The sequence below is a fragment of the Salidesulfovibrio onnuriiensis genome, assembly GCF_008001235.1.
Lineage (GTDB): Bacteria > Desulfobacterota > Desulfovibrionia > Desulfovibrionales > Desulfovibrionaceae > Pseudodesulfovibrio > Pseudodesulfovibrio onnuriiensis.
In genome coordinates this window covers 2,697,069-2,710,018 of record NZ_CP040751.1, presented here as the reverse complement: position 1 = coordinate 2,710,018, position 12,950 = coordinate 2,697,069, and the positions used below count along the sequence as shown (strand labels likewise).

General features: G+C 56.7%; 15 protein-coding genes. 8 read left to right on the top strand and 7 right to left on the bottom strand.

Features of this window, described 5'->3' with window-relative positions; all coding sequences use genetic code 11:
- Positions 1–44: 44 nt before the first annotated feature.
- Positions 45–347 (bottom strand): hypothetical protein, encoded by a 303-nt coding sequence (locus tag FGL65_RS12320; RefSeq protein WP_147821481.1) that lies wholly within the window; start codon positions 345–347, stop codon positions 45–47.
- Between the two features lie 121 nt (positions 348–468).
- On the bottom strand, positions 469–864 hold the full coding sequence (locus FGL65_RS12315) for a flagellar protein FlaG (RefSeq protein ID WP_147821480.1): 396 nt from the start codon (positions 862–864) through the stop codon (positions 469–471).
- 763 nt (positions 865–1,627) lie between these two features.
- On the opposite strand from FGL65_RS12315, the gene FGL65_RS12310 reads away from it, so the two are divergent.
- From FGL65_RS12310 to FGL65_RS12295, 4 genes are read left to right on the top strand one after another with little or no spacing between them, the layout of a single operon-like run.
- Positions 1,628–2,743 (top strand): FapA family protein, encoded by a 1,116-nt coding sequence (locus FGL65_RS12310; RefSeq protein WP_147821479.1) that lies wholly within the window; start codon positions 1,628–1,630, stop codon positions 2,741–2,743.
- 7 nt (positions 2,744–2,750) lie between these two features.
- A complete protein-coding gene (locus FGL65_RS12305; RefSeq protein WP_147821478.1) occupies positions 2,751–3,500 on the top strand; it encodes a motility protein A in 750 nt (249 codons plus the stop codon).
- A 12-nt stretch (positions 3,501–3,512) separates the two neighbouring features.
- The gene (locus FGL65_RS12300; RefSeq protein ID WP_147821477.1) at positions 3,513–4,277 is read left to right on the top strand and encodes a flagellar motor protein MotB; all 765 of its coding nucleotides are present in this window, start codon (positions 3,513–3,515) and stop codon (positions 4,275–4,277) included.
- 11 nt (positions 4,278–4,288) lie between these two features.
- A complete protein-coding gene (locus FGL65_RS12295; protein WP_147821476.1) occupies positions 4,289–5,047 on the top strand; it encodes an OmpA/MotB family protein in 759 nt (252 codons plus the stop codon).
- 41 nt (positions 5,048–5,088) lie between these two features.
- Here the strand turns inward: FGL65_RS12295 and FGL65_RS18270 are convergent, their stop codons facing one another.
- On the bottom strand, positions 5,089–5,244 hold the full coding sequence (locus FGL65_RS18270; protein WP_187170378.1) for a hypothetical protein: 156 nt from the start codon (positions 5,242–5,244) through the stop codon (positions 5,089–5,091).
- A gap of 201 nt (positions 5,245–5,445) precedes the next feature.
- Between FGL65_RS18270 and FGL65_RS12290 the strand changes: the two genes are divergently transcribed.
- Entirely contained in the window at positions 5,446–5,868 is a 423-nt protein-coding gene (locus tag FGL65_RS12290) for a Gfo/Idh/MocA family oxidoreductase (RefSeq protein ID WP_147821475.1), read from the top strand.
- 6 nt (positions 5,869–5,874) lie between these two features.
- On the opposite strand, the gene FGL65_RS12285 is transcribed toward FGL65_RS12290, so the two are convergent.
- Positions 5,875–6,216: a PilZ domain-containing protein gene (locus FGL65_RS12285; protein WP_187170377.1), complete on the bottom strand. Its 342-nt coding sequence runs from the start codon at positions 6,214–6,216 to the stop codon at positions 5,875–5,877.
- Entirely contained in the window at positions 6,209–7,684 is a 1,476-nt protein-coding gene (locus FGL65_RS12280; RefSeq protein WP_147821473.1) for a tetratricopeptide repeat protein, read from the bottom strand. Before FGL65_RS12280 ends, FGL65_RS12285 begins: the two co-directional genes overlap by 8 nt.
- Positions 7,685–7,886: 202 nt before the next feature.
- Between FGL65_RS12280 and trhA the strand changes: the two genes are divergently transcribed.
- The 3 genes from trhA (at position 7,887) to FGL65_RS12265 (ending at position 10,935) form a co-directional block, all read left to right on the top strand.
- Complete coding sequence (gene trhA / locus FGL65_RS12275; protein ID WP_147821472.1) at positions 7,887–8,534, top strand: PAQR family membrane homeostasis protein TrhA; 648 nt, start codon at positions 7,887–7,889, stop codon at positions 8,532–8,534.
- Between the two features lie 89 nt (positions 8,535–8,623).
- Complete coding sequence (locus FGL65_RS12270; RefSeq protein ID WP_147821471.1) at positions 8,624–9,241, top strand: class I SAM-dependent methyltransferase; 618 nt, start codon at positions 8,624–8,626, stop codon at positions 9,239–9,241.
- 47 nt (positions 9,242–9,288) lie between these two features.
- On the top strand, positions 9,289–10,935 hold the full coding sequence (locus FGL65_RS12265) for an alpha-amylase family glycosyl hydrolase (protein WP_147821470.1): 1,647 nt from the start codon (positions 9,289–9,291) through the stop codon (positions 10,933–10,935).
- Positions 10,936–10,964: 29 nt separating this feature from the next.
- On the opposite strand, the gene hdcA is transcribed toward FGL65_RS12265, so the two are convergent.
- Positions 10,965–11,900 (bottom strand): histidine decarboxylase, pyruvoyl type, encoded by a 936-nt coding sequence (gene hdcA / locus FGL65_RS12260; RefSeq protein ID WP_147821469.1) that lies wholly within the window; start codon positions 11,898–11,900, stop codon positions 10,965–10,967.
- 115 nt (positions 11,901–12,015) lie between these two features.
- On the bottom strand, positions 12,016–12,762 hold the full coding sequence (locus tag FGL65_RS12255) for a substrate-binding periplasmic protein (RefSeq protein WP_147821468.1): 747 nt from the start codon (positions 12,760–12,762) through the stop codon (positions 12,016–12,018).
- Between the last annotated feature and the right edge of the window lie 188 nt (positions 12,763–12,950).

Here is a 12,950-nt window from a genome sequence, read left to right as displayed (position 1 = left end):
AGGGCCGCAATGCGGCCCTTTTTTTTGATTTCATCTGGAAAGGTTCAGGCTATTTTGTCGGCGATGGTGCCTATGCCTGTTTCCTGCAGGGCGGAGGTGATGGCGCGCTGAATCTGATTGTCCGTGCCGGTGGAGGAGAGGTCTGTCCCGTTTCCGAAAAAGTCCTGTGTGCGGGAAACCACCTGGCCCGCCAGTTCGTTTTTTTCCAGTTCAAAGGATCTGGTTTCCGGCTTGTTGATGGTCCTGGCGTCCAGGACTGCGCTGGCCGAGCCGTCCTCAAACGAACTGGCCTGGGCGTTGGTCATCATGGACTGAATGCTCTGGTTGGAAATGGAAATATCGGACATGTTTCCCTCCCTTACGCCTCCAATATATGCCTGCGGCGTATTCTTTGGCAAGTGAGGGGCGGAGATAATAAAACGCCGCAGTGGTGACACTGCGGCGTCATGCTTCGTATTGCGGGCGGGCTTAGAAGGTCTTGTCCACGAAACTGCCCGGGAAGTGCTCGCGGATGGATTTGGTCAGCTTGACGATGTCGTCCGCCGGAATTTTCTTGATGACCTTGTCGTCGGCATCCCGAACTTCCACCTGGATGGTGTTGTTTTCCTCAATGACGTTGAACTTCAGCTTGAGGTTCTGGGACGCGAGTTCGGATTCGGCCTGCTTGGCAACGTCTGTTGCGGTCTTCTTGTTGAGCCGGGCTTGTTGCTTTTGCTCGCCATTCGTCTTTTCTATCTTGTCGACGACATAATTTTCCTGAACGCCGGACCGGGGCGAGACAGACTTGCCGTCGGTCCTGACGACGGTGTTCTCATCTGCGCGTACGGCAGGCTTCACGTCGGTTTTGATTTCCGGGATATTCATGGTTCTCCCTCCCTGGTTTTCCCTGAATACTCCCCAGCAATTCAGTGGCTGTCGTTAATGTTATCGGCTCATGTGCGAATTTCTTTAGGGGAGGGATCCTTTTTGTTGCCTTGGCGGATTTTTAGGCGTTTCATCCTGTCCGGTGTGACACTTTATTCCAAGGCTTGGGAGTAGGATTAAAGTCTAGAGTTTTTATAGGAAAAATTTAATATACTGCTATTGATTACTTTTTTTCTTAAAATAAGGAATGCATTAATATGGGCTTCTTCATACTTTGCGGGTTTGTAATGTTGGGTTCTGGAATGCAACTTGCTTAGGATGGCGGTGTGAAAATTATTCCCTAGGAGTGTTGTTGATGCGGATATTGCTGTTCATCGTGGTTCTGACGATTTTGGGAGTGGCGGGGATCGAGCATGTGACGGGAAAAAAATCACCTTTGGAGGATAAGGACTGGATCCCTCGGCAAAATTTGATCAGGTTTGAGGTGGGGAGTTCCTGCCCCTTGTATTATCCCAAGGAAGAATTCTGAATTACTTGTTAGAAAAAGGAATCGAAGGCCGGCTTTTTAGCCGGCTTTTTTTATGCTTGCTGCCTGAAATGGAAGGCTTTTTTCGACAAATAAAATCATTCGGGAAATAATACCTCCATTGACGAATGGTTTTGAATGTAATAATTCACATAATGAACACACATACCCTCTTAATTCCTTTTATTTTTTAGTGATATTGACATCCATCGGCCTGCATCCGGATACGCGTTCCTTATGACGTACTATTTGAAACACTATTTCGATCCAGATTTTGATCACACCAAGCTTGCTCCCATGGAAATGGAAGACGGCAGTGTGGATCATTATGAACTCAGTTATGTCCAGAACGTGAACAGCGGGGACCTGCTGGCCGAGGTCGTTGAGTTGGACGATTCTTCCCGCGACGCCGTTGACTCCCGTTTCGTACAGGAGGACATGTCGGTTCCCGCGGGACGCGGAACCGGCACGAAGACGGCCGAGCCCGGCAAGCTCTACGCGGCCCGTGACGGTTTCGTCTTTTATGAGGAAGGTCTCATCAGTGTCCGGCAGACATTGAACGTCAGGAAGGATGTCGATTTCAGCACCGGCAATATCGACTTTGTCGCCAACCTGAATGTATTTGGCATGGTCAATACCGGTTTCAGCCTGAAGGCGCGGAACATCGATATTGAAGGGCATGTCCAGGGTGCAAGGGTGCATGCCTTGGAGACCCTTTCCTGCCGGTCCGGGGTCAAGGGGGGAGGCGAGGCCTTTCTCGAGTCCGGAAGCGACATGAAGCTGGCCTTCTGCGAATACGCAACGGTCAAGGCCGGCGGCAACGTCATGGTGCGGGGAGCCTTGCTGCACAGCAAGGTCTTTGCCGGGGACAAGCTTGTTGTGGGCAGCCGCATGATAGGCTGCGAGGTCTACGCTAGGGATTATGTGTATGTCGGCGAGCAGCTCGGCGGCGGCATGGGAGCCGAGATGAGCGTCACCCTGGGGTATCACCCCGGGTTGCTTTATGCGGACATGGAGCTTGACCGCCGCCTGGAAAGTGAGCTCCAGGCAGTGCAGCACGCCGAAACCCAGGTCGCGCGGGGCGGGTATTTTGCCACGGAGTTCCGGCCCATACTGGAGGAGGCCAGGGCGGAGCTGCAGAAGATACGAAAAAGAAAACGGCGGTTGTGGGCAACCATCAACCGTACGGAACATATTCACAAGTGCAGGGTGCTGGTTCCCGGAAAAGTGAAGCCAGGAGCGGAGATAAGTATCGGGAGCGCTTATCTGAAGGTGGATGACGAATATGAGGATGTCGTTTTTTACTTCGACGAAGATGAAGTAAAAGTGGCGCCTTCTTCAAAAGTAAAGTGATTTTTTTATGGATATCGCAACGTTAATAGGACTTGTGGGGGGCTTCGGCCTGATTGTCACGACCATTCTTCTGGGGGGGAACCCCGGAGGGTTCGTGGATATTCCCTCGGTGGTCGTGGTTATCGGCGGCACCTTTGCGGCCACTTTCGTCATGTTTCCCCTCAAGGCGATTATCGGCACGGTCAAGGTGGCCATGAAGACCCTGTTTTTCAAGTCGCGGGACCCCAACGAGATCATCAGGAACATTACCGCGCTGGCGGAAAAGGCCCGCAAGGAAAGTCTGGTGGCCCTCGAAAAGGTTCCCATTGAAGACGACTATTTGAAAAAGGGAATCCTGCTGGTGGCGGACGGCTCCAGCGAGGCCCTGGTCCGGTCGGTCATGGAGATCGAGCTGGATTTCATGAAGCAGCGGCACCGCCAGGGGCAGGGCGTCTTCAAGGGCATGGGCATGATGGCCCCGGCCTTCGGCATGATCGGTACTCTTATCGGCCTGGTGAACATGCTCCAGAACCTGGATGATCCCTCTTCCATCGGCCCGGCCATGGCCGTGGCCCTGCTGACGACCTTTTACGGCGCGGTCTTGGCCAACGTGGTCTTCATTCCCATTGCCAAGAAGCTCGAGGAGCGATCCGAAGAGGACTCCCTGTTCATGCAGATCATGATCGAGGGGGTTGCCTCCGTGCAGAAGGGGGAACATCCCTCGGTGGTTAAGGACAAGCTGCAGGCCTTCCTTGCACCCGCCCTGCGCGAAGGATAGCCCGGGGGCGATATGGCCGCTGAACTGGAAGAAGTCATAGAAACCAAGAAATCGGTTCCGCCGCCCGAGGACGAGGGGCTGCCGCCGTGGATGGCCACGTTCGCCGACATGGTCACGCTTCTGCTGTGTTTCTTCGTGCTGCTCCTCTCCTTTGCCAATCAGGATGTCGAAAAGTTCCGGGATGCCATGGGCTCCATCAAGGGGGCCTTCGGTGTTCGCGAGATCCGGGCCAAGGCGGAGGATATGGAGCTCATCAGCACGAGCAAGGAGGCCAAGAAGGCCGTTGCCCGCATATCGCACGACGAGCGGGTCTTTCTTGGCGTCATCATGCGCATCAAGTCCCTGCTCGACAAGGAAGATGCGGAAATCCTCGAGGGTACCGGGGTGACGTCCGACCGGGACGGCGTGGTGTTCAGCACCGAGGCTGCCCGCCTGTTCGAGCCGGGAACCGCCACCCTCAAGAGGGATGCAGGCAAGATTCTCGATAAAATAGTCCAGGTGCTCAAGGATTACGACCTCAACCTGGTGGTGCGCGGACACAGCGACGACCGCCCCATATCCACCAAGGCATATCCTTCGAACTGGGAACTTTCCGCGGCCCGCGCCGCCGTTGCCCTGGATTACATCCTGAAAAAGGGAGATTTCCCCGTCAAGAAGGCCAAGGCCGTCGGTTATGCGGATACGCGTCCGGCGGTCCCTAATGATTCCGATGAAAACAGGCGCAAGAATCAGCGGGTGGAATTTTATCTGCATATGCCTCAGCGCGACGCGTGGTAGGCGGGAAGACCATGGCAGCCCAAGACAAGAAGAAACTGGAGATTCCGCCTCCCAAGAAACCGCCGACGCCGCCGCCCGCCGAGGAGGGCATTCCTCCCTGGATGGCCACCTTCGCGGACATGGTCACTTTGCTGCTGTGCTTTTTCGTGCTGTTGCTTTCCTTCACCAACCAGGACATCACCAATTTCAAGATCATGATGGGGTCCATTACCGAGGCGCTGGGGGTTCAGAAGGAGGACAAGGGAGCCTTGTCCGCTCCCTACAGCGATACCCGGTTCAAGTTCGAGGACCGGCAGGCCAAGAGCAAGGAGATGGTGGAGATCGGGGATCGACTTCGGGAACTTATCCGGTCGCGGGATCTCACCAAGGCTGCCCGGGTCAGCCACGAGAAATCCGGGGTCATGTTTCGGGTCAGCAACAGCGCCCTGTTCGCACCCGGATCCGCACGGCTCGGCCCATCGGCCGACAAGGTGCTTCATGGCGTGGTGGATTCCCTGAAAAAGACCGATTTCAATCTGGTTATCCGGGGGCATACAGACGGGGAAAACCCCGAGTCCGGCCCCTATAAATCCAACTGGGAGCTTTCCGCGGCCCGGGCCGCAGCCTGTCTGCGCTGGATCGTCGGGCATTCGGATATCCCGCCCCAGCGCATGAAGGCGGTGGGCTTTGCCAGTGCCAAGCCCCTGTTGCCCAGCACGACCGAGGCCAACCGCCAGGCCAATCGCCGGGTGGATTTCTTTTTTGTGCCCAATGACAACCGGGCCTGGTGACGCCCGGAGCGGGCCTTGGATTTTGGAAGAGAAGAGCGGGGTTATTGTCGTGAAATGAGACTGGTGACCACTTCGTGGTCTTCCGGGTATTTCAGGCCGTTGCCGTTGACCATGACGCTTGGCTGCAGCAGGTCGGACGAACTGTCGTCGATGGGAAGAATGACCCACATGCCGCTTTCGTCCTTTCCGACGACCATGTCCGTTCCCTGCTCGCGGGAGAGCTTGCGCGCACGTGAGATGCTGTCTTGAAGATTGATGGGCCACCTCCTTCTTTTGCGGCGACTTTCCTCAAAAGGAGGGCGTCTGTCAATGGCGGGCGATTGAAATCAATAATTTACCTCGGCCTTTGGTCCGTGTATCGCTAATTTGTCTGTTTCCATCAATCAAGCGGGGATCCGATGACAGAAGAACACAATATCGCCATTGCCGGTTTGGGACGGATCGGCACCCTTTTTCTCGAACAGGTTCTTGAAAGCGATTGCGGGCTCAATGTGGTCTGTGTCCTGGAAGTGAAGGATACGCCGGGGCGGCAGCTGGCCGAGGAAAAAGGCATCAAGGTTGTGGATCTCGACGGCCTGATTCAGATCGGCGTGGGAGTGGATGTGGTTTTCGACATGACCGGCAGCGGCAGTTTCCGCAGCAAGATGCAGAATAAATATGAAGAATCCTTCAACTCCTACACGGCCATAGCCTCACCGGCCATTGCGCGGCTGGTCTGGTCGTTCCTTTCGGATGAATACCTACCTTCCATACACAGCTCCAAGCACCAGGCCATGGTCGATTCCATGCTGGAACAGGCACGGGCGGGCATTCTCAAGTAGCAGTTCTCATGAGATGAATCCGTTCTGGGTGAGCCATTGGGTCAGTTTTTCGGTGGACATGGAAAGCTGATCGTCGAATTCGATTCCATAATAGTTCTTGTAGCTCCATACGAGCATTCCTGTGACGGCGTTAAACAGGGCGTTTTCCCGGGGCGTGCATTCCACGAGCTGGACGGCGATGCCCGGTTCGAGCTCGTCCATGGCCCAGTTGGGGCGGCATTCGACAAGAGCCCCGCTCAACGAGATGTTTTTGAGCGAACAGAAGGTCGTGTTTCCGTTGGCCATGTTGAAATGGCATATCAGCGGCTTGAAGAGCTCAATTCGTTCGTGTTTGCGGTTCTCAACCATTTTGGGCCGTCCTTTCCAGCTTCTTGATGACCATCCCCACATTCCTGAAGGTGGGATTCATGGCCTGAACAGCCTTGTAGAATTTGAGCGCTTCCTTGGGTTTGTCCAGTTCCTGGCAGATGGCACCGATCTGGAAACCGATATCCGGCTTGTCCACGAAGAATTCCGGATTCAGCCTCAGGGCCTTCTGGACATTGCTGTAGGCCTGTTTGTGTTCGCCTCCCTCATAATAGGCGACCGCCTTGTTGTACTGGATGTTCTCATCCCTTGGCGCAAGTTTTTCCGCTTCCGAGTAGGCCTCGACAGCCTCGGTCCACATGCCTTCCTTGCGCAGGGCTATCCCCAGGCGGTTGAAGATGTCCATGCGGGTGTTGCCCGGGGAATCCTTTATGTATTGGAGGCTTTTCCTGTAGTATTTAATGGCCAGGTCCGGGCTCCAGTTCTTTGCCTTTTCCGCGATATCCAGGGCCATTTCGCTGACGATTGAAAAGGCCTCCTTCTGGGCGGACTCCAAGGCCTGGTCCAGATATTCCTCTGCGGCCTCGGCGTTACCCATGCCCATGTGGACTTCGGCAATGTGGATCTTGCGGTTGCAGTTGTGGGGCGAGAGGTGGTCCAGCTTTTTGAGATACTTGAGCATCTCGTTGCGGTTGCTGTCCTCTTCGTGGAAGGCCACCAGGCGCTTGAGCGGATCCAGGTACATCTTCGCCCCTTTTTCCGCATTGGTGTAGGCCCGCAGGGCCAGTTCCCGCTTCGCCATACCCTTGAAGGCATCCCCCAGCAGGACCAGGCCGGGCGGATGACCGGGGCGCTTGTGCAGGATCTCGTTGGCGATTGCGGCCGCTTCCTCGAAACGGTTGTCGCGCAGGCAGGCCCGGCCGTCGTCGAGCATGGCTTCTATCTCGCTGTGAGGACGGAGGATGAATGCGATTTTCTTGACGATTTCGTTGGCGCTTGCCGGCTTTGCCAGGTAGCTGTCGGCACCTTCCTCGTGAAACTGGAAAAGCCGTTTTCGGGGCACGTTCTTGCAGAGTACGATGACGTGCACGTCCGGGTGGTGCTCCTTGAAGTATTTGAGGACCGGGGCCGTGAACTGGTTTCGCAGGGAGTATTCCAGAAAGATGAGCGGCTTCAGCCCGTTTTCCTTGTAGAAGTCGATGAAATGCTTGGCCTTGTCCAGGTCGCTGGTGACCCGGATGAAATCCAGCTCGATTCCCAGTTCATAGGAGATGGCCGTCTTGAAGCTTTGGTAGAAGAGCTTGTCGTCGGTCACCAGCAGGAAGACGCCGTTGGTGTCGACGAAGTTGTAGATGATTGAACAATACTTGTTGACGATCTCCTCGTTGGTGCGGAGCACATAGATACTCTTGGTCTCGGTCTGGCTTTTGGGCTCGAATTGCTGGAGCTTCTGGTTGGCAGACTTGACCACATAGAGGTTTTTCGTGTTTCTGCGTCGGCGAACTGTCATTACCCTTCCCTGGTTGAAGAGGGATCCCCGTTCTATTATCAATATATCCTCATGGCCCTTTCATGCGCAAAGGTTATAACTGCTGAAAAGGTTATAAACCTGCCGTGGAACAGGGCGTGTTTTTTGCCACTGGAAATAATTGGATTTTCATTGGGCCGGGTGGTACTCGAACAACTGTTGGACCATGCAAGGGAGGAATGCCATGGCTTCTGTACAGGCGCTTCGCGATCCCATGAGCGGGTTGACCCACTGCATAGCGGCGGTTCTTGCCGTGTTCGGGACCGGTATGCTTCTCGGTAAGTCGGTTTCGCCGGCGCTGCCCTGGCACATCGTGACCTTCTCCGTCTTCGGTTGCGGCATGGTCCTGCTGTATACCGCCAGCACCCTGTATCACTGGCTGCCGGTTTCCGAAAAAGGGGTGCGAATCCTTCGGCGTATCGACCATTCCATGATTTTCTTCTACATTGCGGCCACCTATACGCCGATCTGCCTCATTCCGCTGCGCGGCGGCTGGGGCTGGTCCCTGTTTGGTTGCGCCTGGGGCCTCGCCGTTGCCGGCATCTTTCTGAAGGTGTTTTGGATCAATGCGCCGCGCTGGTTTTCCACGGGCGTTTTCCTGGCGATGGGGTGGATGGCCCTGGTGGGCATTTATCCCCTGGTCATGAACCTGGAGGCCGGAGCCCTGGCCTGGCTGGTCCTGGGCGGTGTGCTCTACAGCATCGGCGCGGTCATTTACGGGCTCAAGCGCCCCGATCCCTTGCCCGGCCGGTTCGGTTTCCACGAAATCTTCCATCTCTTCGTCATGGCGGGAAGCTTCTGCCATTTCATGGTCATGTACGGCTATATCTAGTCAATTTCATTCAAGTTGCCGCACGACTGCCCATCATGTAGGGTGACCTTCAGGCTTGGCCTTTCAACAAAGAAGCAAGGGAGTCTTTCATGCGTAAACCGCCGTTCGGGCGCGTGCAGGGGTTTACCCGCGCGCTGGAACTCTTGGACAAGGTGGAGAATCCGGTCATTGTTGAGGTGGGAACCACTCGCCGCCGTGGCAATTGGCTGGCCGACGGCTATTCCACGCCCTTGTTCGCCTGGTATGTGGCCCGGTACGGCGGGGAGCTTTTTTCCGTGGATATCGAGCCCGAGGCCGCGGCCCTCTGCACTGAAATTCTGGATGAATTCGACATCCCTTCAGACAATGTCCATCTGGTGACCGGGGACGGCATCGAATTCATGCACTCGCTGCGCAAACCCGTGAACCTGCTGTATCTGGACGGCTGGGACTACAGCATGTTCGATACGGAAGAGGCCTTTGACGAGCGCCTGGCTTCGGAACAGGCGCACCTGGAATGCTACCTGGCTGCGGAGCCGCACATGGCCAGGGGCGGCCTCGTTCTGGTGGACGACGTGTTCGAGACCCGGTCCTGGCTGGGCAAGGGACGGCGGCTCATCCCGTATCTCATTGCCCGCAGGTACCACATGGACCCTGTCAGCCTCGTGCCGCAGGAAAACTACCATCCGCCCCAGGTGTATCAATACCTGGCCATCAAGCCTGCCTAGGAAGGTGAAATCAGGCAGGATCCTTTGCTTTTCGCACGGAGGGTGACATGAGTGATGCATCCTGGTGGAAACAGGCCGTCTTCTATCAAATCTATCCGCGCAGTTTCTACGATGCCGACAACGACGGCGTGGGCGACCTCCGGGGGATCATCGAAAAGCTCGATTATCTCAACGACGGACGGGGCGGCGGGCTCGGTATAGACGCCATCTGGATATCGCCGTTCTTTCCCTCTCCCATGGCCGATTTCGGCTATGATGTCAGCGACTACACGGCCATCCACCCGATATTCGGCTCCCTGGACGATTTCGACGTGCTGGTGAGTGAGGCCCATGCCCGAGGCATCAGGGTCATGATAGACTTGGTGTTCAACCATTCCTCTGATCAGCATCCCTGGTTCCGTGAATCGCGCCGGAGCAGGGGAAATCCCAAGGCCGATTGGTATGTCTGGGCCGATCCCGGTGACGACGGCGAACCGCCCAACAACTGGCTTTCGGTTTTCGGGGGCTCCGCATGGGCCTACGAGCCTGCACGGGATCAATACTATCTTCACAGTTTCCTCAAGGAAATGCCGGATTTGAATTGGTATAGCGCCAAGGTTCGCGAAGCACTGGCCGGTGTGGTCCGGTTCTGGATGGACCGGGGGGTGGACGGATTCCGCTTTGACGCCGTCGATCACTATGCCTACGACCGCAGGCTCCGTCCCGAGCCGCCGCGCGATTACGAGCTGGCGGCGCTCGGTGACTCGGAGAAGACCAATCCCTGGTGCGGCCACGCCAGGATCTATTGCTCGGATCGCCCCGAAAATATTGAAAACCTGGAATTCCTGCGCAGCGTGCTGGACGAAAAGGATGGTGTGGTGTCCTTGGGCGAGGTGGGCATCGTCCGTGACCTGGAGTCCTACATCAGGAAGGCCGCCAGCTATTGCCGCCAGCCGGACAGGCTGCACATGGCCTACACCTTTGCCATGCTCACCCGGACACCTTCGCCGAAGTGGTTCGCCGAAATCGTGCGGCTCATGGAGGAAGGAGGGAATTCCTGGCCTTGCTGGTCCCTGGGCAATCATGACTCCACGAGGCTGGCGAGCCGCTATCCGGGGTGCGGTGAGCTCTATCGCACCCTGCAGCTGGTGCTTCTCTGCATGCGGGGCACGCCGGTTCTTTATTATGGCGATGAACTGGACATGGAACAGGCCGAACTGGCGTTCGAGGAAATCCGGGACCCGTTCGGCAAGGCTTTCTGGCCCGACTACAAGGGCCGGGACGGATGCCGCACTCCCTTTCCCTGGGACGGCACGGCCAGAAACATGGGATTCAATTCCGGAACCGAGCCGTGGCTGCCCATGCGCGGCGCTTCCTCCCTGGATCGTTCCCAGGCCGACCCGATGAGCACCCTTCACCTGCTGCGGGCCATGATCCGGCTGCGCAGGGAGCATCCCGCCTTGTCCGTGGGCGCATACGAGGAATTGCGCCAGGATGATTCCGTATGGGCCTTTGCGCGGATTCTGAAAGACGAGCGTCTTTTCGTGGCCGCCAATTTCAGCGCGGAAGCGTGTTCATTCCCTTTGCCGGAGGAATACCGATGGCTGGAGCAGATCCGGCTGGAAGCGTTTGGCGACAAAAACGGGGCCGCTCAAGGTGGGGCTGTCCAGCTTCCCGGGTATGGATTTTACATCGGCTTGAATGAAAAGCCCTGACCGTCCTGGCCTGGGCTTTCTCCTTCCTGTCAGAATCCCATTTTCTTTTCCCATTCCTTGAGGCTCAACGAGTACAGGCTCTGGAAATTTCCGCCTGGTACGGCGTTTCTCGCCAGCACGACATAGGGAGCCACGGTCAGGCCGGTGCCGATCTCGCCCGGTTTCATCATGGTGTGCGCGTAGCCGATGTAAACGCGGTCGTAGAGGACGCTTTGATCCTCGCCGCAGGCGCCCACGGACCAGACCACGGTTTTGCGGTGTTCGTCGAGGTATTGCAGCAGGTCCTGCTCGTTGGCGTTCTTGTCCCAGATTCCGGCGTCCTCGATGAACAGGCTGGCGTCCCTGGTCCTGTCCTTGGCAATGGCTATGGCGATGTAGGACCAGACCCCGTAGGCCTCGCCCCTGGTCTTGTCGGGTTTGCCCTGTTTGGGGCGGTAGGTGGTCACGCTCTTGTTGGCGCAGATGACATGCGCCCCGGGAGCGGGAGGAAAGCGCCGGGCCTTTGCCGTGCCGAAAAGGCTTTCCCCGGCCTGGAGCAGGGGCTTGGCGTCGTAGACCGGGATGGAGGAGCCGTCATACTGCTTGAGCATGAACAGGGGCTTTTCCTTCTTGTCCCTGATGTCCTCGGCCACGGCCAGGTCATACCCCCAGATGCTTCCGTTGAGCCCGTTGAAGGAGGAGGCAGTCTCCATGTTGATCTGGCCGATGTAAGCGTCGTTGGCCTCGGCGCGGTCATAGGCCACGATGCCGTCCACCAGGGCGTCGTCGTTTTTCTGCACCACGCCCGTGGAAACCTTGAGCACGGAAACATACCCCTGGCCCGTGGCGCCGGGCATGCCAAAGCCGTCGCAGTACTTGGCATAGGGGCCGATGGCGGTCTTGTCGAATTGGTCCCCGGCCATGGTCGAGGCCGCGACCGCAAGGCAGAGCAGGGAAATCAGCAGCGTGGAAATTGTTTTTATCATGCTGGTCCTCCGTGGGTTTGCTGCCGACAGTAGCGTATTTCCCGTGGAGAGCGGATGATAATTCGGTGGTTCGTCAGGAAGTGCGGAGGGTGGGGAAGCTCGATGGCGTTGGGGGCTATTTATATTGTTCCAGGATTGCCTTCAGGGTCCCGTTCTTCTTGATGGTTGCGATGCGGGCATTGATTTCCGGCAGGTGCTTTTTCCAGCCGGGGGCGTTGTTGAAGGCAAAGCGGAGCTGCGCCTTGTTTATTGGGGTGGCCGCAACATGAAGATCCCTGGGGTCCACATCGGCCATGTTGCCGACGATCCATTCCGTAACCATTGAATCCATGACCGCGGCGTCGATGCGTCCGGCCTTGAGCATGCGCAGCAGGACCTGCTCGCTGTTCACATCGTAGCGTTTGGCCTTTCCCGCCTCAAAAAGCGGTTTGATCGAAGGATACACATAGTGTTTTATGCATCCGATGGTCTTGCCCTCCAGGCTTTCCAGGCCGTGGTATTCCAAAGGGCGGTTGGCGGGAGAGTAGAGGACATTGTTCAGGGTGAGAACTGGCTCCGTCCAGAGATAAACTTTCTTGCGCGTCATCCACTTGGGGCATTCCAGGCGCGAGTAGACCGGCAGGGACGGGCTGTAGAGTCTTTTGCGCGGGGCCGGATTGACTTCCAGTGCGGGCCTGATCCCGGCGGGAAGAATGGCTTTGAATATTTCGTAGGCCATGCCCCGGGGCTCTCCGTCCTCCATCATCTCGAAAGGCGGCCATCCCCGGGCGAACAGGGCAAAGGTGACGGTTTGGTCTTCCGCCAGTGCCGGAGCAGGGGAAAGCAGCAACAGAATGATGAAATTATATACTAGCTTGCGCATGCAGCCCTCATGCGGATTGGTGGAAGATGGTTCCGGGGAGGCTATTCGATTCACGGGAGAGAAGGAAGTTTGATTTAGCGGGGTTAGCGGGGAGAATTCCTTTTTTCCACAGTCGAAGCTGGAAACATGAGTGTTTTAGAAACTCTTGTTGGCCGAGGGGTGGAGCAAGGGACAGGGGATTGCCGCCG

Excerpts from the sequence above, each read along its gene's own strand:
- FGL65_RS12270 (WP_147821471.1), top strand. The coding sequence starts at position 8,624 with ATGCGTAAACCGCCGTTCGGGCGCGTGCAGGGGTTTACCCGCGCGCTG.
- FGL65_RS12305 (WP_147821478.1), top strand. The coding sequence starts at position 2,751 with ATGGATATCGCAACGTTAATAGGACTTGTGGGGGGCTTCGGCCTGATT.
- FGL65_RS12320 (WP_147821481.1), bottom strand. The coding sequence starts at position 347 with ATGTCCGATATTTCCATTTCCAACCAGAGCATTCAGTCCATGATGACC.
- FGL65_RS12310 (WP_147821479.1), top strand. The coding sequence starts at position 1,628 with ATGACGTACTATTTGAAACACTATTTCGATCCAGATTTTGATCACACC.
- FGL65_RS18270 (WP_187170378.1), bottom strand. The coding sequence starts at position 5,244 with ATGGTCGTCGGAAAGGACGAAAGCGGCATGTGGGTCATTCTTCCCATC.
- trhA (WP_147821472.1), top strand. The coding sequence starts at position 7,887 with ATGGCTTCTGTACAGGCGCTTCGCGATCCCATGAGCGGGTTGACCCAC.
- FGL65_RS12255 (WP_147821468.1), bottom strand. The coding sequence starts at position 12,762 with ATGCGCAAGCTAGTATATAATTTCATCATTCTGTTGCTGCTTTCCCCT.
- FGL65_RS12300 (WP_147821477.1), top strand. The coding sequence starts at position 3,513 with ATGGCCGCTGAACTGGAAGAAGTCATAGAAACCAAGAAATCGGTTCCG.
- FGL65_RS12290 (WP_147821475.1), top strand. The coding sequence starts at position 5,446 with ATGACAGAAGAACACAATATCGCCATTGCCGGTTTGGGACGGATCGGC.
- FGL65_RS12285 (WP_187170377.1), bottom strand. The coding sequence starts at position 6,216 with ATGGTTGAGAACCGCAAACACGAACGAATTGAGCTCTTCAAGCCGCTG.
- FGL65_RS12265 (WP_147821470.1), top strand. The coding sequence starts at position 9,289 with ATGAGTGATGCATCCTGGTGGAAACAGGCCGTCTTCTATCAAATCTAT.
- FGL65_RS12315 (WP_147821480.1), bottom strand. The coding sequence starts at position 864 with ATGAATATCCCGGAAATCAAAACCGACGTGAAGCCTGCCGTACGCGCA.
- hdcA (WP_147821469.1), bottom strand. The coding sequence starts at position 11,900 with ATGATAAAAACAATTTCCACGCTGCTGATTTCCCTGCTCTGCCTTGCG.
- FGL65_RS12280 (WP_147821473.1), bottom strand. The coding sequence starts at position 7,684 with ATGACAGTTCGCCGACGCAGAAACACGAAAAACCTCTATGTGGTCAAG.
- FGL65_RS12295 (WP_147821476.1), top strand. The coding sequence starts at position 4,289 with ATGGCAGCCCAAGACAAGAAGAAACTGGAGATTCCGCCTCCCAAGAAA.